This is a genomic window from Acinetobacter sp. GW821-FHT01E09 (genome assembly GCF_059422385.1).
In genome coordinates, this window is record NZ_JBWKWU010000001.1 from 2,387,837 (window position 1) to 2,409,996 (window position 22,160).

At 33.4% G+C, this 22,160-nt stretch carries 21 protein-coding genes; 7 read left to right on the plus strand and 14 right to left on the minus strand.

What is annotated here, in order from left to right; genetic code table 11:
* Positions 1 to 31: 31 nt before the first annotated feature.
* Positions 32 to 367, minus strand: a complete 336-nt coding sequence (locus tag AC07U8_RS10965; protein WP_034616570.1) for a hypothetical protein — start codon at positions 365 to 367, stop codon at positions 32 to 34.
* A 99-nt stretch (positions 368 to 466) separates the two neighbouring features.
* Here AC07U8_RS10965 and AC07U8_RS10970 point away from each other — a divergent pair, with 99 nt between their 5' ends.
* On the plus strand, positions 467 to 1,063 hold the full coding sequence (locus tag AC07U8_RS10970) for a DUF4291 domain-containing protein (RefSeq protein WP_034616566.1): 597 nt from the start codon (positions 467 to 469) through the stop codon (positions 1,061 to 1,063).
* On the opposite strand, the gene AC07U8_RS10975 is transcribed toward AC07U8_RS10970, so the two are convergent.
* The 6 genes from AC07U8_RS10975 to AC07U8_RS11000 all read right to left on the minus strand — a co-directional run bounded on the left by AC07U8_RS10975 (position 1,053) and on the right by AC07U8_RS11000 (position 10,738).
* Positions 1,053 to 1,577: a hypothetical protein gene (locus tag AC07U8_RS10975; protein ID WP_034616563.1), complete on the minus strand. Its 525-nt coding sequence runs from the start codon at positions 1,575 to 1,577 to the stop codon at positions 1,053 to 1,055. The genes AC07U8_RS10970 and AC07U8_RS10975 overlap by 11 nt on opposite strands.
* A gap of 396 nt (positions 1,578 to 1,973) precedes the next feature.
* The gene (locus tag AC07U8_RS10980) at positions 1,974 to 2,228 is read right to left on the minus strand and encodes a hypothetical protein (RefSeq protein WP_034616561.1); all 255 of its coding nucleotides are present in this window, start codon (positions 2,226 to 2,228) and stop codon (positions 1,974 to 1,976) included.
* A 1,709-nt stretch (positions 2,229 to 3,937) separates the two neighbouring features.
* Positions 3,938 to 4,336: an Imm44 family immunity protein gene (locus tag AC07U8_RS10985; RefSeq protein ID WP_034616555.1), complete on the minus strand. Its 399-nt coding sequence runs from the start codon at positions 4,334 to 4,336 to the stop codon at positions 3,938 to 3,940.
* 2 nt (positions 4,337 to 4,338) lie between these two features.
* Positions 4,339 to 5,364: an RHS repeat domain-containing protein gene (locus tag AC07U8_RS10990; RefSeq protein WP_413772478.1), complete on the minus strand. Its 1,026-nt coding sequence runs from the start codon at positions 5,362 to 5,364 to the stop codon at positions 4,339 to 4,341.
* An 11-nt stretch (positions 5,365 to 5,375) separates the two neighbouring features.
* Complete coding sequence (locus tag AC07U8_RS10995) at positions 5,376 to 10,355, minus strand: RHS repeat protein (protein WP_494737877.1); 4,980 nt, start codon at positions 10,353 to 10,355, stop codon at positions 5,376 to 5,378.
* Between the two features lie 35 nt (positions 10,356 to 10,390).
* Positions 10,391 to 10,738, minus strand: coding sequence for a hypothetical protein (locus AC07U8_RS11000; protein WP_034616551.1), 348 nt, complete (start codon positions 10,736 to 10,738; stop codon positions 10,391 to 10,393).
* Between the two features lie 112 nt (positions 10,739 to 10,850).
* On the opposite strand from AC07U8_RS11000, the gene AC07U8_RS11005 reads away from it, so the two are divergent.
* From AC07U8_RS11005 to AC07U8_RS11020, 4 genes are all read left to right on the plus strand, one after another.
* Positions 10,851 to 11,186 carry a hypothetical protein gene (locus AC07U8_RS11005; protein ID WP_034616549.1) on the plus strand — a complete coding sequence of 112 codons (336 nt, stop codon included), beginning with the start codon at positions 10,851 to 10,853 and terminating at the stop codon, positions 11,184 to 11,186.
* Between the two features lie 17 nt (positions 11,187 to 11,203).
* Positions 11,204 to 11,518 (plus strand): hypothetical protein, encoded by a 315-nt coding sequence (locus AC07U8_RS11010; protein WP_034616546.1) that lies wholly within the window; start codon positions 11,204 to 11,206, stop codon positions 11,516 to 11,518.
* Positions 11,519 to 11,614: 96 nt separating this feature from the next.
* The gene (locus tag AC07U8_RS11015; protein ID WP_034616543.1) at positions 11,615 to 11,950 is read left to right on the plus strand and encodes a hypothetical protein; all 336 of its coding nucleotides are present in this window, start codon (positions 11,615 to 11,617) and stop codon (positions 11,948 to 11,950) included.
* A gap of 56 nt (positions 11,951 to 12,006) precedes the next feature.
* Positions 12,007 to 12,315: a hypothetical protein gene (locus AC07U8_RS11020; protein WP_034616540.1), complete on the plus strand. Its 309-nt coding sequence runs from the start codon at positions 12,007 to 12,009 to the stop codon at positions 12,313 to 12,315.
* A 95-nt stretch (positions 12,316 to 12,410) separates the two neighbouring features.
* Here the strand turns inward: AC07U8_RS11020 and AC07U8_RS11025 are convergent, their stop codons facing one another.
* The 7 genes from AC07U8_RS11025 to AC07U8_RS11055 all read right to left on the minus strand — a co-directional run bounded on the left by AC07U8_RS11025 (position 12,411) and on the right by AC07U8_RS11055 (position 19,716).
* Positions 12,411 to 13,466, minus strand: a complete 1,056-nt coding sequence (locus AC07U8_RS11025; protein WP_348960944.1) for a 3-deoxy-7-phosphoheptulonate synthase — start codon at positions 13,464 to 13,466, stop codon at positions 12,411 to 12,413.
* A 495-nt stretch (positions 13,467 to 13,961) separates the two neighbouring features.
* Entirely contained in the window at positions 13,962 to 16,070 is a 2,109-nt protein-coding gene (locus AC07U8_RS11030) for a sensor domain-containing protein (RefSeq protein WP_034616534.1), read from the minus strand.
* A gap of 535 nt (positions 16,071 to 16,605) precedes the next feature.
* On the minus strand, positions 16,606 to 17,472 hold the full coding sequence (locus tag AC07U8_RS11035) for an MBL fold metallo-hydrolase (RefSeq protein WP_419262983.1): 867 nt from the start codon (positions 17,470 to 17,472) through the stop codon (positions 16,606 to 16,608).
* 6 nt (positions 17,473 to 17,478) lie between these two features.
* Positions 17,479 to 17,889, minus strand: coding sequence for a DUF6691 family protein (locus AC07U8_RS11040; protein WP_494737878.1), 411 nt, complete (start codon positions 17,887 to 17,889; stop codon positions 17,479 to 17,481).
* A gap of 2 nt (positions 17,890 to 17,891) precedes the next feature.
* On the minus strand, positions 17,892 to 18,308 hold the full coding sequence (locus AC07U8_RS11045; RefSeq protein WP_151802199.1) for a YeeE/YedE family protein: 417 nt from the start codon (positions 18,306 to 18,308) through the stop codon (positions 17,892 to 17,894).
* Positions 18,309 to 18,708: 400 nt separating this feature from the next.
* Positions 18,709 to 19,452 carry an ATPase gene (locus AC07U8_RS11050; RefSeq protein WP_494737879.1) on the minus strand — a complete coding sequence of 248 codons (744 nt, stop codon included), beginning with the start codon at positions 19,450 to 19,452 and terminating at the stop codon, positions 18,709 to 18,711.
* A 6-nt stretch (positions 19,453 to 19,458) separates the two neighbouring features.
* A complete protein-coding gene (locus AC07U8_RS11055) occupies positions 19,459 to 19,716 on the minus strand; it encodes a hypothetical protein (protein WP_004821745.1) in 258 nt (85 codons plus the stop codon).
* A 233-nt stretch (positions 19,717 to 19,949) separates the two neighbouring features.
* Here AC07U8_RS11055 and AC07U8_RS11060 point away from each other — a divergent pair, with 233 nt between their 5' ends.
* Positions 19,950 to 20,261, plus strand: coding sequence for an ArsR/SmtB family transcription factor (locus tag AC07U8_RS11060; protein WP_004720219.1), 312 nt, complete (start codon positions 19,950 to 19,952; stop codon positions 20,259 to 20,261).
* 126 nt (positions 20,262 to 20,387) lie between these two features.
* On the plus strand, positions 20,388 to 22,115 hold the full coding sequence (locus AC07U8_RS11065; protein WP_494737880.1) for a SulP family inorganic anion transporter: 1,728 nt from the start codon (positions 20,388 to 20,390) through the stop codon (positions 22,113 to 22,115).
* Positions 22,116 to 22,160: the final 45 nt, after the last annotated feature.

Here is a 22,160-nt window from a genome sequence, read left to right on the forward strand (position 1 = left end):
TTCTGATCTTTTTTTTAAAATTTGATTAAAATTATTTTTTTAAATCAAGGCGAGTAAGAATAGGTCTACTTTCTCCTATAGTATGGCAACCATTAGTCCAACCTTGAATTACAGTTTGGCTATGAAAAGCAGATAAAAGTGCAGCATACACTTCTTTGAATAATGGATGAGTTTTTCTTAATACTACTTGATTTGCTATTTGACATCCCTCACCTGTCGCTACATTAGCTTTCAATTCAATAATTATATCTGTTCCGTTATCATGTACGACTAATCCACTTATTTTTGTGGGTGAGAATGGACTATTTGCAAATACAGAACTGCAAAATAGTAGATTAAAGCAAAATGCTATAAGTATATTTTTCATGTGTTGACCAGTTTTTATATTTTAAATGATTATAACAAGAATGAGCCAATTATCAATTTATACTATAAAATATAATCATATTTTTTTCTGAGTTAAAAAATGAATAAATATGATGAAAAAGTTATTCGGGCTTTTCAAACAGAATCTACCATTAGAGTATATCAAGCTTTTTCTAATGAATTAGCCTCATTAGCAATTAGAAATAAATCACTTAAGGATAATCCTCATTTCAAAATGACTAGAATGACATGGATAAAGCCTTCATTTCTTTGGATGATGTATCGCGCTGGCTGGGGACATAAAGATAATAAGCAACAAAAAATTTTAGCAATAGATATATCAAAAAATGGCTTCGACTGGGCATTAAGTCATAGTTGTTCAAGCCATAAGCCTATAGCAATTAAAGAAGATGAATGGAATATAGTTAAATCCAAAACTCCTGTAAGAATACAATGGGATCCTGAACGGAATTTATTATTAGAACCTTTAAAATACAGAGCTATTCAGATCGGGCTAAGTGGAATTGCAGTTGAACATTACATCAATAAATGGGTAACTGATATCATTGATATAACAGAAGAAGCAAAAGAAATCTCTAATTTAGTAGTAGAGCATAAATTTAAGGAAGCAAACTTATTACTTCCTAATGAAAGTATTTATATTCCAGATCAAACTATTGATGTGGCTAAACTTTAATTCCTAAGATCTTAAATTGTTCATCGGCAAATCCTCTTAGTGTTGGGTCTGGATCATTAAGAAATTGATTCAGATATTCCAAAGCTTTGGGACAAGAAATATTTCTTCCGAATCCAAAGAAAGCCCTTCTTGCAATTGATCTCTCCTCAAAACCTACTAAATATTGGGGTACAAATATTATAGCTTCATATAAAAAATCAATATATTCACAACTCTCTTGCCTAGAAAATGTATCAATAATGTTTTCATGCTCATGGTGCCATTCACTAAAGTATATTTTTTTAATAAAAGAAAATAATTCTGATTCCAGTTTTCTACCATCTCTAAATAAATAACCCATTCCTATCGCCAATGCAAACTCTTCTTTATTGTCATTAGCTAATTTGAATAATTCAGCCCCAAATATTTGATTATCCTCAATATCTAAACCAAGTATTTTTTTAAACCTATATTCACTTATTCTCCCAAAAGCATAATTTTCGATCGCAGTTTTTTGCTCTACACTTAAACTCATAACACAACTCCTAAAATTATCTTGGAACTTCTCTGAATCTTATAATATTTTGATAAAATGAATCTACAAACACTTAGTTAAATTAATTTTTACTTATAAATCGAGTATTAAATGTTAATAATTTTATAATTTATCCAAGGGGTAATAATTTGTAATATCAATTTCATCTAATTCGACTCTTATTTTATCAAAATCAAAATATACATTGAGATAATTGTCTTTAAAACCTGATATCTCAACCAACTTACTTGAACTGGAATAACAAAATTTTATCGTAGATTTAGAAGGTATATCCATGGCTCAATTACCAAGATAATATTACTCTTGGAATTGTTTGTGTAAGAAAAAACATTATATTCCATAATAATCACCCTAAGCCTATTCTTAAAAATTATATTAACTACGTGTTCCATATTCACTTTTCAAAAGTACTAAAACTTTGTTTAATTGTTGAGTAATTTGGCTTTCATCATTCATATATTCACCACCTCCTGGTCTATATGATGCTAAAAATAAAATTGTTTCAGTAATTAATTCATCTTTAATAATTAAATTTTCCAAAAGAACTTCAATCTCTTGAGTGTTTTTTAGTGAGATATCATCTTTGTTAACAAACTTTTCAATTTTATCAATTAATTGATTGTAATCCATATTACTTAACCCACGAATTAACAAATACAGGAATTCAATTTCTAGCCACTTTTATTTAGTTTTCTTAAATTTTTTTTATATTAACTCAATAAACGGTAAAAGCACTAAAAAAAATAAAACAAAAACAGAAGAATAATTAATTTTTTTTACTACCTCCCTGTCTTCAACGTAAGAAAAATAATCACACACAATCACCCATAATATTTTTAAAAAAATAGAAAAAAATATGCTAGTCCAAATTAAAATTCCAGTTACCCAATCATTCTCAACCCTTATAACATATTGACTATATACATAGATAGATACAGGGAATAATAATATTAAAAAAATAGTTATTGATATTAGCATATTCAATATACTGAAAATTCGATTCATTTATCTTAAACCTTGTTTGTAAAGATATTCTGTTAATTGTAGGCTCTGTTGATGACCCTCTTTGATTCTTAGATTCATAACAAAAGCAGTATGTATTATTTCATTTGTGGTAGTACTGTCCTCAATGAGGGATAAACCATTATTTTTGTATAGAATAGACCTTAATTATTCGTAATCAAAAAAAATTTCTACACATGGCAACAATTTATTAATTAATTTACAATATGCTTTTATATTCGCATATTCCATACTAATAAAGGCTATGTATTCATAAAGATACTGTAATAATCCTCTATAATCACTAATGAAATTTTCTTGAATTTTTTAAATTAATCATATACCACCCTATCAATAAGTGTAAATTAAATAATTAATCAATTTTAAAGAAACCTTATTCCACCTAAATATTTTAGAATAAAATATAAAGTTAATTTATCTCTATATTCCTAATTAAATAATTAAAATTTAAATCATGGATGTATTTTACTCCTTCTTATATATTCTCGATCTATTTTATCAATTTTTATTTCAGTAGGTATGTAATTATAAAACTCTTCAATTTTCCAGTTACATGTTTCCAATCTTTCTCTCAAATCCATTGGTAATTCACTAATTCTCAAAATAACCAACACCATTTTCTTCTCAGATAATATTCATATTTTTGACAGTGCACATGGTGGTTCACCAATAAAATAAACTTTTCCATCATTTAAAATTAATAATATACCTTTTACATTTTTATACTCCATGCTACTATATAAAAATTATTGTTATTTTTCATTAACCCACATCCACTTAATATAATAGATAAAAATATTAATATGAGATACATACCGAACACCATTTACTTTATCTTCTTCAAGATTACATTTATAATTGGTAAAAAATAAAAACATAATAATTAACAAATTTAACATACCTCTTTGAAATAAATATTTCATTTCTAAAAAATATTATTTTTATAATAAATGAAAATAAATAAACAAAACCAGTTAAAATTAAGAAAATCCAAATAATCACTCCTAAAAACCAATCTTTTTCTAGTTTTAAAATAAACTGACTTTTAATATAGCAATATAAAGGATATGTTATTAAGATAAAAGCTAGTGTAGATTTAAAAAAATCTACACTAGCAAATACTATCTTCTTCTTCATCTAAATTTTTCCTATTAAAGTACTCTATTAGATAACCTTAGAACTAAAAAATAAATCTGAAATTTTCAGTTAAGAAAAAGATCATATTATCTTAAGCCTTGTCTATAAAGATATCCTGCTAATTGCAGTCTCTTTTGATGAGCTTTCTTGATTATTAGGCTCATAATAAAATTAACTACTTAAATAAAACCATAATTCACAAACCAATTTTCTAATTTTTTTATTAGTTCATCCGATTTAAAATCTTGAAATTTATATTTTTTTAGTACCTGTGATAACTCTACTAAAAGCGTTTTACAAATTTGAGTGATTCTTTGTTCGAATGTCATATTATTAAATAGATCATAATCCAACATAATATCCATGTACAAGACTTTTTCTTTTTTTGATAATCGTAATCGTTTTTTAAAAACAATTTCAGGTTTACGACACATTAATATAATTACTATTCCATTTAAATCACTACCATAATTCTCAGATGTAATATATTTATTAAATCCATTTGAAGTAATTTGTTGCTTTGCTATTAAAATTCCTGATTCAGAGTCAGTATCAGATAGTAATTGAAATTTAAACATGATTATTTAACACCTTTATTACCAGGAGGGAGCTCACCATAAACTTCTCTATAATTTCGAATATATTGATTTTGAATAGCTTTTCCATCTGCAGGTAGCAATCCTTTCTTACTGATGATTTCCATATCTAATCCCCTACCAGTATTTGCTAGTTCTTTCGTGGAATATCTTGTCGCAGGATGTATAGTTTCGCCTATTTTCCATAATTGCCCAGCTTCTAACCAAACACCGCCCTGTGGTTCTTTAAATCCCCATTTCATTATTGGGTAAAAACCACTTTCAGCTGCCGATAACTGATAAACATAAGTAGGATTATAAAGATTACTAGTACCTGATGTTAACCATAATACAGGTGAAATTGATGCGCCATTTTGTGCTATATTATAATAAGTAAGTTCAGCGGTTGACATTGATGCTAGTCTAGCTGTAAATAGCATAGATCCAAAGCCATATCCAGCAAGAGCAGCATCGCCAATTCCACTTGGTGGGATATTATTAGCATTTGGTGTGTCTGACCTTAGATTATCTATAAGCCATATTCCTAGGACTATAAAAGGTAGCTGTACTGCTCGTCCATTTGGATCATTAAAAGTATAAGTATCATTCCATCCATATTGATAACGGTTGGTCTGTCCATGACCCTTCTCTAAGAAAGTCACAGGATCAGGCTGATAAAATCTTCCTAATACAGGGTTATAGTGACGTTGCTTTAAATAAACCAAATCATCAGCATCTTGAACCCCACCAACAAAAGCATTGGGATTCTTTAAATTGCTTGGTTTCTTATATTGCAGTTGTTGACCAAAAGGCGCGTATTGATAAGACTGACTGACCACGCCCTGTTCATTGATCACTTTTAAGGTTGAACCATCAAAGTTCTGGACATGATATTGAATCCGATCCTTAGCCAGCGTGAGCTGACTAAGAACTAGGAAGAGACTTAATACAATCAATTGAGCTGTTATCAACCAGATCTTATTTGGCTGCATATTGTTATTTTTCATTAGGTCTTTCATTTTTGTTTTCATGATTTATCCCCTTAGTCATCTTCCAAGATCATATCTAAGATTGCAGGCAACCATGCTGCCATATCTTCATCAGGATCAGGCTCACTTGGTTGAATCAGCGGGTCTAAAACACCTTTCGCACCCAATAATTTGTATTCATAACCATCTTTATGACCATCACCATCTGAGTCAGGATTATTTGGATCAGAACCGATAAAGCGTTCGATATAATCAGGTAAACCATCATCATCACTGTCCACATAACTCTCTAACAAGCTATTGATACCAAACTCGGCTCCTTCAAAATCATTCATCAAATCAAAGCCTTTACTGTTGGCATCTGGATAACGTTCTAAAGTTGCAACTAATTTCCCAGTAACATAAACATAGGCTTTGCTATAACCTGATTGATGGTTAATGTCATAAACCAGATTACCTGCTGAATCATAAATATAGTCAGTAATACCATCATCACGAACTGCACGAACACGCAAACCATCTGTATTGTAGATATAACTTTCATTACCATTTTTACTGATACGGTAATAAGCATCATAATCTAAGGCACGGATACCATCATTAGTGACATTCCCCATCGCATCATAGCTAAAGTTATATGCTGAACCACTAACATTCGCTAAGCGTGATGTGCCATTCACATAGTTATAAGTGTAGGAAGCAGGTGCAACCATTTGACTCTTAGAGGTAATATTGACTGAACTAATATCATCATTGTTATATAAATACTGATAACGTGCCTGATCAAGTTCAACCTGTTTCATCAAGCCTGTACCAAAACGGTCAATTGTGGCGTTATAGGTCGCACCACAATGATCACTCATTCTATTGATACGGTTTAATGCATCATAACCATATCCAATATTGAGTACACATTTGTTCAAACTGGTAGAACTTACACCTGTAGGCAAGCCATTGTTTGAGTACGAATACGTCCAAGCTACATCAGCATTTGCTTGTACAGATGTAAGTTGACTCAATATATTGTAGTTAAGCCCTTGAATCACATTAGGTATTGAATAGACTTCACCCAAAGCATTTTGATCTGACAAATTAACAGATTTGCCATTTGGATAAATAATTGAAACCACTTGGTTCAAGTTGTTATAACCAAATGTGGTGGTATAACCATAATTAGCATTATTGGAATTAATATTTTGTGTGAGTGTTACAACACGACCAAAACCATCACGACCATAGCCTTGCGAAGTATTGGCATTATTGGTTGAATTTAAACGCCCTGCTAAGCTATAACCATAATTGGTGGTTACACCACGCCAAGCGCGAGAACGAATCAAATCATTGATTGGATAATATTCAATTGTTTCGACTGAACCATCTTGATGGCTAATGGTTTTAATTCGCCCAGTCGCATCATAACCATAACCCTTTTGCCCATTGATACTATTGTCTTTTTCGGTCGCCAATGTGCCATTACTGTTATAGGTATAACTTTGTGTTGAAGCACCTGAAGCTGCAAAAGTTGGTTTTAACAGACCTAAATTATATTCAGTTGAGGTTGTGAATACAGAACCATCACCACCTTTACGACTGACCAGTGTTTTTAGATTTGCACTAAAATCGCCAGCAGCTAAATAATCAGTTTCAGTGACACCATAAGCATCTGTTGTTAATGCAATAGCACCGTTACGCCCACCACATGATTGATAGCAGTAGTTTACGGTTACGCCATTATCAATTACAGTTTTTGGTCGGTCAAAGACATCATAACTTGTAGAAATCCCCTCACTTGTACTTCCAGTAGATGGATTTGAACTAAAGATTACATTTCCAAAAGCATCATATTTACTTGAATTTACCACCGTCTTATTTGATGTATTTGCAGCAGAATAGATCAGTAAACCATCACCATTATATTTTTCAGTTTTGTTATAACTTGCGCCATTTTGCATTGTTCTTACAATGTTTAAACCATTGTAATCAATAGTTGTATAGCTTAAACCAATAACTGGTGTTTCAATTTTTAAACGACCTGCATCGTCATATTGGTTTTGTGAACGAACACCATCTGCATCTGTATGGAAAATAATATTACCAAAGTCATCGATCACATTGGTTTCTAGGCCACCATTGGCTAAACGGATATTGGCTGGTACACCTTTTTTATAGGCAGAGTATTGAGTAATTTGTTGACCATTGCCCACATCAACTTCCATTGGTAAGCCTGTGTGTTTATCTCCTGCAACATAGCTTGAAAAACAACTAGCAAATTTTGACCAAGCAAAATCAGCAAGGTTACCTAAACATGAACTAAATGAAACAGTTTCATATTTAAATTTGGTGATACGTCCTTCTTTGCTCTCCTTCGTGATTGCACCTTGAGCATCATATTCAAGAGATTGTGTAGTGTAGTATCCTGAAGCCTTTTCACGAGGTAAACCTATAATCCATGGTAAACTACCATCATTAACTGAAGCATTTGTAGGGTCTGCATTAAAATAAGCAATATACGTAACTGGTAACGAAATTGAGCGAGAGCCATTTAAACCTGTAAATTCAGTTACTTGTGGATTACCATATTGATCAAATTTACTATAAATTGTGCTATATGTACCATGATGATTAATCGTTTTGAAATATAACCTAACAAATAACACATCTTCATAATCAGTATAGTTATCGCTGGTTATTTTTGGCTTCTGTCCAATAGTGTTTAATGTTGTCCAATTATAGGATTCTGTACGTGCATCAATTGTTACTTTTTTAAGTAGTCCATGTTGAAAACTTTCAGCACTACCACCTTCAAAAGCATTCATGACATAGACATATACTTTAGATAAACCTGTAGCATTGTCCTTGGTTGTTACTGTTGTTGTTTGTTCTTTGTTATCTTTATTTCGACCGTAGTTATAGATAATTTGTAATGGATTAACATCTACGCCTGTATAGCTAGAACTGTTTACTTTAAATGATTTAGTTTCAACAAAGCCTGGACGAGACTCGTTAAATAGATAGTACGACCAACCAACAGATTTCGCATTTACAAGACCATTTGAGGAGCCTTTAAAATATTTAATCCCAGTCAAATCACTATAAAACCACATATAGCCTTGTGAAGTAACACCATTAACAGACTTAGGATGGTTTCCTACGATTCGATACGGTCCACCATAATCATATGTAATCGCATCTCCACTTACATCACCAACAGTTCTCAAATAGACACTTGCAGCTTGTTTATTTTGAACCTGACTAACAGTATTGGTACTACCTGGAATAGTGTCATTATTTAGATAGTTACTGTTACTCCCTTGATAATATACATAGGCTTTCCATACTAAATATTTATTATTTATGTATCGGTTAATTTTAGTTAAAACCACGTCACCTTCGAAATTAGAAAAATCATTTTTATTTTCTGTAACTATTGATCCATTTTTATATTTAGCATATGACAATACCACTTCATCATTGTCTGATATATCTTTCCCATCAAGTTGATGCTTAATACTTTCTAAAAATAATTTAGATGAATTATTATAGCCTTGATAGGTTTGATTGGTATTTTCCATCTTATGATAATTCATGAGATAGGATTCACCAAACTGATTTTCTACTTTTGAGGCATAAATGCTTACACGTCCAGCAATATATTGACTTGCAAATACAGTTGGAAAGCCTGTTTGGTTTTCTCTATTTTGACTAGGAAATAAATAATTAGACCCATTCGGAGCTCGTACTCTAAAATCATTTCCACCATTTTCACATGAAATAAACCAGTTATCTTGTGAGATATAACGAGCTGATTGAGGATAACCAGCTACATTACTTTTAATTGGATAGAATGTAATATTTTTTTGACCAGGAAGATACAGTGTAATTGGTCTTTGGCGAGTGTCCACCTGTGAATATAAAGAAAAATCCGTTCTAGATGTATAAGTTCTTGAGTAATCCCACTTTATTGAATCAACAACACCATAGCCATTCCATTTTTTCTCAAGTAGAGCCAATAATGTATTTGCATATGCATTTGTATTTACAGAAGTAATAAATCCAGCCATATTGACTGGCCTACCATTCCCATCTTTTAAAACCACAGGTGAATTAGAACCCTTAATATAGAAACTAATATCAATATTTTGCATTCCTAGTAAACTACTACTAAAATTTTCAACTAATTCTTTAGCAAATACATCATAGTTATTTGAGTTTTTATAAATCTCCTTTACACCATAATTAGTTCTAATAGATACTTTAATTATTTTATTATTTTCAAGAGCAGTTTTATACGTAAACAATGAAATATTTAAATTAGTAACTAACGCATTAATTACAGCTTCATTGTCTTTTTTATTTTCAGATAACAATAAGTTACTATAAGTTTGTAGCGCATCTGGAACAGTAGTATTCATCCCGGGTATTCCACCTAAGGGGTTGTAAGGAATTCTGGTGTCAATTTGGAATGCTAATCCAACATTTTCATTTGATCGCGGATCAACATTTCTTTGTGCTGCTGTAGATACTGCAATCGCATAAGCTAAATTTTTAAAATAATTCGCATTAGCTAATGATAAAAAATCTTCTCTAGTTTCATTTTTATATCCGCTATCAATAATATTCGTATCGTAGATAGGATTTCCAAAACTATTATTGCCAGTTTTGGCATCTCCATTGGCTATGCATACACCAGCTCCGCCATCGCCTTGAAGTTTTGTAGATGCCCCTGTCATCATCACCAATCTTGGTGACTCTAGCTCCCAGTTCCCCATAGAGCGAAAACCATTATTTACTTTTCCATAAGAACGAGACAGAGTAAAATTCAGACCTCTCTCACCTTTTAATGTGACTTCAGGTACATCATAAACAAGGTTACCACTCATTAAATCGACATAACCATTGGGTGTTTTTTCTTGTCCTGTATCGCCTACACTTTGATCTGATGGAAAAGATGTCATTGCAACAGACCAATCTATTGCTCCAGCATAAAGTATTGAACTAAATAGGCTTAAAACAAAACTCATTATTATTCTCATGAGCGATATCCTTTTTTATTTATCTATTTAATTACCTATTTGCGTTGCAAAATAACTGATTGAATATCTTCACCGTCAGGCCATCTTGTACATACATTCGCTCCTTCTACACCTACATTTCTATTTGATGCTTGTGCCAACATTAACATTGCTAATTGCCGCTTTCCCGTTGCACTATTTTCATTTTTTATCATCATATAACTTGTGTTTTTAGCACAATCCGGGATATTACTTGATCGACTACCGCTAAAATAAATATAAATGAGTCCATCCGAGTCACGTACTACAATTGATTCAACTTTTCCTGTGTAGTCACTGGCTAAAACATTTCCAGCAAACACTAGTTGAGACATCAACAAAACAAAGAACACTACTTTTTTCATTTTTAACCCTATTTACTTTTTTTAATAAGTTGTATATAAAAAATACATATTTTTAAGAAAAAATACAAGTTCAACACAAAATATTCACAATTCATCATGAGAGTGGAGAAAAATGTTAAGAAAAATCACAATTGTTCTTATTTTAATGACAGCAAATACTTCTTTATATGCTGCTGAGAATATTACATATCGGAAAATTACTACCATTGGTTGCCATCATGTAGACGGAACATGTTATGCAAGTTTGTCAGGGGAGCCTTTTGGTAACACTTTGTCTTGTCCATATAAAAATGTAAATCAATTCCGTTTTGACGCTAGCACTACAAATGGAAAAAGAACATATGCCTCGCTTTACGCAGCTTATTTAAGTAAGAAATTTGTAGATGTTTATTTAGATGGATGTTCCTCAGATGGTAGGCCATCTATCGTTTGGTTTCATATTTATTAATTTAGCAAGGTATACTTATGAAAATTATAATTATTTTTATTAGTTCATTTTTCTGTAATCAGTGTTTTGCTCAAGTAGATTGTGGACCATATAAAGTAATGCAAATTCAAACACAAGAAACTGATTTATTAGCATTGCTTAAATCTTCAAGTGGTCGAGAATCTTGGAAACAGATTGGCTCATGGTCAAAACCATCAACGAAGCCATACTTAGGTATCCTAATGCAAGCATATGCGATGAAAAAGAATATAACTTTGCGTTATATACAGGACAATTATAATTGTGAAGAAACTGATTATGTAACTGTACCATGGATGGTAAGAATGTGGTAATTCAAGAAATTTTTATACTTTGACATCATTTATCACAGCACCAAGGGTTTCTTCTTATAAACTAATTTTATTGAATTTAATTCAGAGGTGATACTAATGAAAAAAATTATTTTTTTAATACTTATTTTGATTAATCAATCCATCTTTGCTGCAAGCTGTACTGGAAGAGTGAGTGGTGTATCTATAAATCCGAAAACTGGTGGACTTTTAGCTAACACTGTAGGTGGTTTAAATAGTCCTGTATTATGTAGTACATCAACAACTTGGAATGAAATCCCCCCATCGAATTGTAGTAAATTGTTTGCTGTATTACTTACTGCTCAAATTACTAAAAAAACTGTAACATTGATTTTTTCTGGTCCCCAGAGATGCTCTGATTTCCAACCATGGGCTTTGGCTGAAGGGTTTTATCACTATATTTTAAATGATTAATTAGCTATGGATTGCTAAATTCAAAAATTAATTTTTAAAATTATGGGAACTGAAACATGAAAAAAATTCTATTACTTTCAGTGTTATTAACTCAGCAAATTTTTGCAGCTGAGACATATGTATATGGAAATATGACATCTATCACAAGTGTTTCGGAAGGATTACTCATTCGGCTTGAATCAGGAAACCTTCCAACTGTTTGTAATGGCACTCCTTATGGTTGGATGCTTATTCCTCAAACAAGTAAGGTTATTCTTGCTGTGACTTTGGCGCAGTGGTATCAAAAAAAGAGAGCTGTAGAAGTGTATGTTGAATCATATTCTGGCAATGGCTACTGTAAAGTGATTCAAGTACAACCAAAATAACAAACTTTAACCTTTATCCCATCATATCAAAATATGATGGGATTTTTTATAAAGGACTATTTCAAAATTATAAAGACACAATTTGATATTGTGTTTTACGCTGTCTGCAACAACTCCTGTTTCGAAAGTTGCTCCGCAACATCCAACAACAATTGCTCCGTCTTATTCCAACCCAAACAACCGTCTGTAACAGATTGACCATAAGTCATATCACAAGAAATTTTTTGATTACCATCCACCAAATGACTTTCTAACATTACACCACGTACATGGGTCACATGTCTTTCTTCAATGATTTGCTGCAAAACCAACGGTTGCTTTAAAGGATCTTTACTGCTGTTACCGTGACTACAATCAATCAGCAATGCGGGTAATTTCCCTTGATGCTGTTGGCGGATCTGCTGAATCGATTCTGCATCATAGTTTGTGCCCTTATTTGAACCACGTAAAATGATGTGTGCTAAAGGATTACCATGACTATGCACAATACAAGGCAATCCCTTTTGACCCATGGCTAGAAACTGATGAGGATGACTTGCAGATTGGATTGCATCTAAAGCAATTTGAATCGAGCCATCTGTCCCATTTTTAAAGCCAATACTAAAAGGCATATGACTTGAAATTTCACGATGAATTTGTGATTCACTGGTCCGTGCACCAATTGCACCCCAAGCCAATAAATCATCAAAATATGCAGTTGCCATAGGACTTAAAATTTCGCTGGCGATCGGCAAGCCTTTTTCAATAATTTGTAAATATAATTGACGTGATTTTTCTAAACCCAATTGCATATTGGCAGATCCATCTAAATTTGGATCGTATAAAAACCCTTTCCAGCCCACTGTTGTACGTGGCTTTTCAATATATGCACGCATCACTAGAAAGATCTGATCTGACACTTTTTCTTGTAATTGTATTAAGCGATCTGCGTATTCCAATGCGGATTTTTCATCATGAATAGAACATGGGCCAGTAATCACCAACAGACGATCATCTGTACCATCGAGAATATTTTCAATTGTTTGGCGTTGCTCAGCAATTTGTAAAGCAAGCTTATGTTTTAATGCAAATTTTTCTTTTAACTCATAAGGCAAACTGAGTTGAGTTTCTATGGTTTGATTTTGTTGTAAAGCAATATTTAGTGCATTCATGATGTATTCCTTTGGACTCTTACAAAGTCCGAACTTTTATTTGAGCGTATGGGATCTATTCAAATGGGCGATCAGGTTTTTCACTTGACCAAAGTAAGTCCAATAAAAGTTGCTAAAGTATACGTAGTTAAATTTCATCATGACATTCTCCAAAATCTTTACACTTAATTGATTCAAAATATTTTTAACATTCAGATATAAAAAAACCTGATCGGTGTTGCCGATCAGGTATTAACTTTGATGGGCAACCAATTCATTGCCCGAACGACTTCAGGCAATTATCTAAAGAATTGCCAGAAATAATAAGAAGTAGCGATTACAGGTTGCTTTTTCATCTTTATGTCGTTCATAAAAATCTATATTGAATTTACAATACCTGTAGTCTGTAGACTTTTCAAGCCCTTTTTTAAAGTTTTTCTATATTTTATGTATGGAATACAAATGATTGAGTTAAGGCACAATTTAACTCAATCAATAGTGTTGATCCAAAGCCCCTTACTGCAACATTTCTTGCACTTGTTCAGCACAAATTGCTTGGCTAAATAAGAAACCTTGGCCAAATTTACAGCCCACGGCTCTTAAATTTTCAAGCTGCTGAATCGTTTCAATCCCTTCTGCAATAATATCTAAAGAAAGGATTGGACCTAATTTTGCAATCCCTTCCACGATCGCTTTAATTGACTTTTCTTCATGCATACGATTTACAAAGTTGTAGTCAATTTTTAAACTATCTACAGGGTAATCACGAATATGCGTCATCGATGAATGCCCTGTTCCAAAGTCATCTAAGGCAATCCGCACGCCTTCTTGTTTAAGTTTTTTTAACGCGCGAATGACATATTCATATCCACGATCAGCCAAAACATGTTCAGTAATCTCGACTTCAACAAGATGATGTGGAATGGCATACTGGGTTAAGCGCTTTAATAAAATTTCAGCATAATTATCCCGCATAAACTCTACAGGTGAGGCATTGATTGAAATCGGTACAACGTTAAAGCCTTGCTTGATCCAATGAGAAATATCTGTAAATATTTTATCGTGCATGGTTTCGCTGATTTTGGTCGCTAACTCAAAATCATTAAATGCTTCAGCAACAGTCGCAGGTAAATAAACATTGCCCTCTACATCTCGCCATCTGAGTAAAGCTTCAAAACCAATAATTGAGCAATCATCCAGTTTCACTTTAGGTTGGTAAAATGGTTCAATTTGATTGTTACGGATAATTTGGCGCGCTGTATTTAATTGCTTGGCTTTACTTTGGGCAATTTCAAACATGTCTACACCAAACATACGAATTCCACCACGACCCCGTTCTTTAAGGTCATTTAAAGCAGCATCTGCACATTTCAACAATCCTGAACCATCTTTGGCATCATGCGGATAAATTGAACCGCCGATACTCATACCACCATTCAGCAATTTACCGCTATAAGTAATAGGCGCATCGAGTTGTTGTAATAATTTTTTGGAAACAGCCTCAATCTGTGCATGACTTTCCACATGGTCAATCACCACCGCAAACTCATCACCTCCGAGTCTTGAGATATAGGCATTTTCATCTAAACAATGCGCAAGGCGTTTAGATAAAACCTTAAGTAAATGATCACCAGCAGAATGACCTAATGTGTCATTAATATGTTTAAAATGATCTAAATCAATCAATAATAATCCAATTTTGCTTCGGTTTTCTCTGGCTTTAGAGATTGATGCCTTTAATCTTCTTTTAAATGCACGACGATTCATCAAACTCGTCATTTCATCAAATTCACAGATCACTCTGAGTTTTTCTTCGGCAATACGTTGTTTGGTTATATCTCGTGAAACACATAAAATACTGGTGGTTTGACCATTTTCATTGACAACTGGGGTTAAAATATTGTCCCAATACATGGTTAAATTACCAAAGACACTTTTACCTGCAAATCTGGCGTTTTTGCCTTTTGCCGCTTCTTTAATGGCTTTTTTACCCTGTTCACGCACTTCTGCTGGTAATAGTCCGAGCCATTCCATACCAAAAGTTTTTACTTTTTCTTGTCCTAGTAATGCAATACAACCAGATTTGTTCATATGTGACACATAACCATCTGGTGTAATAATTTTGATACAGTCGACACTGACATCAAGCATATCTGTATTGGCTTTTAGTGACTCACTGGTTTCACGTAATAACGTTGCACGTTCATGAATATTGGTGCAGGTTATAGTCCAATCAAAAAACTGTTGTTTATAAACCGTACTTTGAGCAATCAGTAAAAACCATTGATAGTCGCCATTCACATGACGGATACGACATTCTTTTTCAAAACGCTGACCCGTTTTCTGCGCTGTTATCCAAATATTATAGATATGTTCTGCATCATCAGGATGTAAGCATTTAATCCAATCGGAATCGCAAATATTGTGCGTATCTACACCAATAAATTCTTTTAATGGGGTATTACAATAGCCAATCCCCAATTTTGTCACCCAAATAAGGTGTGGTATCAGATCTAAAGCTTCTTTGACTTCATTCAAAATTTGTGCAGATCGAGGAGTTATAGACTTTGGAAATGAATCCACCTGATTCAAACTCGAATGCAAAGGTAAATAAATGCCTGCCATAAATTAATCCTATCTATCAACGCAAAATTAAGATAAACCATTGTTCAAACTTATATGTATTTTAAATAACCACAGCTTCTTGTATAACCCAAGTGTCGAGTCGTTATTTTTTTAAAAAAACCATGTGATATAAGTCACACTTTAGCCAATAAGTTTAAATTGTATACAATAACGTTTATAAAATCTATTCTTTTAAGTTTTTAGGTATGTTTCAAATTTATGACAAACCTATGTTTATTTAAATTATCTTTAAATATCAACCTGATAAATAAATTTTATATTTTGTAATATCAGAAAAAATCCCCCCCTGTTATGATTTATTCTAAAGAGACTCAATTCCATGATTGAGTTCTGCACTTATTTACAATAATCTTAACAATATTCATAAAAAAATCAATCATTGCGTAATTTTCAAGCATATTAAAGAAAATTATTTTAAAAAACTAAATAAATAATCATCGTGATTAAATCGCATAATTATTGAACAAAAATTCAAATCATTATCATTTAATAAATACATTTTAATTTAAGCAATTTACCTAAAATAATTTAAAGGTAATTTTAAATAACGAATACCATTTATTTCAGGTTCAGGAAATTGACCTGCATTCATATTGATTTGAATGGCTGGAAGGATCAATTTCGGCATAGCCAATGTAGCATCACGCTGTTCCCGCATCGCAATAAAGGCTTGTTTAGTCACCCCTGTATGGATATGGATGTTTTCTTCACGTTGGGTCTTGATGTCTGTTTGGCAATGATAATCTAGGCGTGATTCAGACAGGTAATCATGGCATAAATATAACCGAGTATGCTCTGCTAAGTTAAAAATTTTCATCACAGAGTCATAAAGTTGTGCCGCACTGCCCTTTGGAAAATCACAACGCGCTGTGCCATAATCAGGCATAAACAAAGTATCACCAACAAAGGCTGCATCACCAATCACATAGGTCAAACAAGCTGGGGTATGACCAGGCGTAGGGAGATTATATGCCTCTAACTCGCCAATCTTAAAAATCTCATGATCTTTAAATAAATAATCAAAGGAATGCTGTGCTTTTAAAGCCTCATAATCAATATTATAAATTTGACTAAAAATATCTTGAACAGTCACAATTTTTTCACTCATGGCGATTTGACCACCTAATTGTGCTTTTAAGTATTGCGAAGCTGTTAAATGATCTGCATGTACATGTGTTTCAAGAATCCACTGCACTGTAAGCTGATGTTTTTGAATATACTCAATAATATGGTCTGCATGTATTGTCGATGTTGTTGCAGATGCCGCATCATAATCCAATACACTATCAATAATGGCACAGTATTGAGTTGCAGGATCGACCACCACATAACTAAAGGTATTACTGGCTTCATCAAAAAAATCTTGTACAAATGGATTCATAAAAAATTATGCTCCTGTCACTTTGCGATGAATCAATACGCCAAACAGCATGGCAACAATAAAATATAGGGCTTGATAATGACCTAAACCAATCAATGTAAATGCGGGTGCTGGACAAATTCCAGCAATTCCCCAACCTATACCAAAAATGAAAGCGCCTGCAATTAACTTTGTATCGAGTTGGGTATTTTTTGGTAATTCGATCACTTCATTAAACACAGTCACAGGATGACGTATCGCTTTTTGAAAAGGAATAAATGCGACTACAATTGCACCGATCATCACAAAAGCCAGACTTGGATCCCACTGGCCAAATATATCTAGAAAACCGATGACTTTTGCTGGATTCGACATGCCTGAAAGCATTAAACCTACAGAAAATAGCCCGCCAAAGATAAATGCAAAGATATTTTTCATGATTAAGCTCCAATCACATGACGCATCACATACACTGTGATAAATCCAGCCAGCATAAAGGTACAAGTCGCAACAATTGAGCGTTTAGACAAACGACTTATTCCACAAATTCCATGACCACTGGTACAGCCTGATCCTAATCGTGTGCCAAAGCCAACCAATAGACCTGCGATGACAAGCAAAATTGGGCTTGTCGTTAGCATCACGATTTCAGGATTAAAAATCACTCCATAGATAAATGGTGTGCTGAATAAGCCCAATAAAAACCACAAAGCAGGTGTTTTAAAAATTCTGTGTGGATTGAGGACTTGTGCAATTAGACCACTTACCCCAGCAACACGACCATTTACAAATAAGTAGCCAACTACAGCCAGCCCAAGTAGGACTCCCCCCAAAAAGGCCAGTATAAAATCATGCATTGCTTTAAATCCATACAATATATGTTTTCATAATATATAATTATTTAAATTAATCAACCTCATCTTCAGATAAGGATATATAGAAATATGCAAATCAAAGTCATAACTGCAAATACAATCGCTATATGATTTGCTACAGGATTGCACAGCCTAATTTTTAATTTTGATTTAAATCTCTGAATAGCTTTATTCATATTTATAATGAACAATCAATAGCTTATAATTTATTTTAATTTTTAATATTTTGCCAATAAACTTCGTTTATCAACCCTTTTTAATACGATAAATCAATATAAAACCCCCTCATTCTTGCCTTATCCTAAACGAAGAAGAAACTTTTAATACCAATATGCTTCACTCAACATGATTTTTTGTTTATCAAACAGATCTAATCTTCAAATTAATTAAATTCACTCAATACTTTGTCTACAAACCATTTAGGGAAATGCTCTACAACAGGATTTAGTTTTAGTACTTCAGCCTTTTCGATCTCTGCAATAAAAGCTGCTTTTTCACCGTGACTTGAATTATCAAAAATATATGCACGATCTGAGGCTTCAATTGCCAACATCAATAAATCTAAACTACGGTAATAGCGCTCACAGATTTTCTGCACTGGTACAGCATGACCACCTGTAGCGACCCGATATTGCACACGTCCAATATTAATTTTTGGGTCAACGGTTGCCACATAGTACAGATACGTTTTAAAGCCTTGTTTCTGGGCTTCACGTAGAAACTCTACTTTGCTGATATGCGACATCACAGTTTCAAAAGTGAAACTCATTTTTAACCTTAAAAATTCCATCCGAATAAAATCGATAATGCGTGCGCAAAGATAGGAATCAATTTCATCTCGGTTAAATACAATGAGTCCATCCACAATTTGTGGTTTTGAGGATAATAGCGGCACGATTTGGTCATTCTTTTTACGTTTTTTTTGTTTTAAAAATTTCAGTAACGCTAAGCTAGATAAATCATGATGATAATCATCTAAGCACAAACTTTGAGTCGCAGATAATTGTTTTTCAAGCTCATCTGCATTTAAATATGCCCCAATCTGATGGGGCGCTAAATAGTCTTTAATTGTGCTTTTACCTGATCCGTTTGGACCAGCAAACATTCTTATTCTCGGCTGTCGCATATAAAGTTATGCCATCACCTCTTGTTTCTTTTTACGTTTTAACACACTGTGTTTAAGCTTGGGAACCACATAGGCAGAAGATAAATCTTCAACAACTTTGATTTCACCATTGCTTTGTTGAACCAGCTGTTGATCTTTTACATAAGTGATTGTAGCGTTTGACTGACTTGCATGATTAAATGCCGCACTAAACGCATCGATAGCAAGCACTGGAATCGTTGCTTCCTCACGTAATGTCGTCTTCATTGCTGTAAATGTCGTCATGTCAAATATCCTCAGCTTGATTTTTAGCTGTAGTTACATCTTAACATATCACTTATTTTTGTCTATTTATTCAACTGTAAACAGAGAAAATCTAGTTCTGTAGAAAGTTAAAACAGAATGTGAAGATATATTCACAAAATTGATTTAGAAATTCATCAAAAAACATAAGCTAAAAGCCATACGACATGCACTGACACAGTTATACTGTATTAAATAATGGATGGAACCTACCGATGTCTAGTGATCTTGAAATTGATGTAATGCGTGAATCAGCTGCATCAGTCGTGACTATTTTAAAATCTTTAGCCAATACAGATCGCTTACTCATTTTATGCCATCTTGCTCAAGAAGAGTTAAATGTTTCGCAAATAGAAGAAAAAACTCAGATTAATCAACCGACGCTCTCTCAACAATTGATGATGTTACGTAAAAGTGATGTTGTTTCAACACGTCGTGATGGGAAGCAAATTTATTATTCTATTAAAGATCAAAAACTGACAGTGGTATTAACTACCTTATATGATTTGTATTGCCCACAGGTTTAATACACATCTTAGCGTCTAGATAAATTTAAAATAAAAACAAACAATTCAGTATATAAGTTAGCTGTCGCTATTTTTCTTAGCATTTTTTCTGCATAATATATATGAAAATATGCTAATGAAGTTCCAATGGCTGCCCCAAAAGTTCAACTCAGTAAAATACTCCCTGCATGGCAATGGCTGCAAGACTATAATGTCCCTAAATTTAGGGCTGATCTACTTGCTGCTTTAATCGTCATTGCAATGCTTGTACCTCAAGGTATGGCTTATGCCATGGTTGCTGGGTTGCCTCCTGTGACTGGCTTATATGCCAGTATTTTACCCATGATCATCTATGCCATTGTTGGTGGCAGTCCAACGCTTTCTATTGGTCCTGTTGCACTGATTTCCATGATGACCTTTGCTACGCTTGAACCGCTCTATGAGGTGGGTTCACCTGTATATATTCAAGCAGCATGTTTATTGGCACTTCTCGTCGGCATACTTTCAAGTTTACTGGGAATTTTTAGATTCGGCTTTTTAATCCGTTTAATCAGCCATCCTGTGATTAAGAGTTTTATCATCGCATCCGCAGTATTGATTGCACTCAGCCAAGTTAAGTTTATGCTCGATGTTCCCTTAAAATCAGGCAATATTATCGAGTTTATTCAAAGCATATGGCAATACATTAGCTTTACCAGTATTGAGACTTTAATTTTTGGTGTCTGTGCGATTCTGTTTTTGATTTACATCCCCGTTTTTTTTAAATCTAAGTTATGCCAATCTTATGCACATTCTCTACAATTCTGGGTGAAAGCACTGCCCTTGGTTCTGGTGTTTATTTCGATTGCGTTAATACATTTCCTGCATATAGACCAATTTGGTATCAAAACCGTAGGTGAGATTCCTTCGGGATTTCCACCAATTGCCATGCCTTACTGGCGCTGGGATTTGGTGATCCAGCTTTTACCCGGTGCAGCCATGATTACCATGGTGAGTTTTGTCGAATCTATTTCTATTGCACAGACCACAGCATTTCAACAACGTAGTGAGCTCAATAGTAATCAAGAGCTGATTGCACTGGGTTTAGCCAACTTTAGTGCAGGTGTCACGTCAGCATTTCCTGTGACTGGCAGTTTATCACGTACAGTGGTCAATGCAGATGCAGGCGCAAAAACGCCTATGGCTGGTGTGTTATCTTCAATTTTTATCGTGATTGTGAGTTTATATTTTACCGGTTTATTTAAACAACTTCCTTTAGCGATTCTCGCTGTCACCATTATGGTATCCATTTGGAAATTGGTTGATTTTAAACCCTTCATCGAAACATGGCGTTATTCCAAAGCGGATGGTATTGCCATGTGGGTCACATTCTTTGGGGTGTTGTGTATCGATATTTCAACAGGTTTGATTATTGGTATTGTTTCTACATTCCTATTGTTGTTATGGCGTATTAGCCGCCCCCATATTGCCGTCATTGGCTTAGTTGAAGGTACTCAACATTTCCGTAATATTTCAAGACACGACGTTTTGACCAGTACCAATATTGTGTCTATTCGTATTGATGAAAATCTAAGTTTTTTAAATGCCAATACCTTAAAAGAGTTTATCATTTTAGAAGTCAGCAAACATCCAGCGCTACATCACGTGGTGATCAATTGCTCAAGTATTAGTAATATTGATGCAAGCGCTTTAGAAACTTTGGAAGAAATTAACAGTGATTTAAATAAATTAAAAATCCAAATGCATCTCACGGAAGTCAAAGGTCCAGTCATGGATCGTTTAAAACAGTCCAATTTAATTAAACAGCTCAGTGGAAATATTTATTTAACGCATTATCAAGCCATGCATCAGCTGGATGCTCAAACATTTAGTTAAAAAATCGTTTAATTTATCAACAAATTTTATTATCATTGCTAAAAA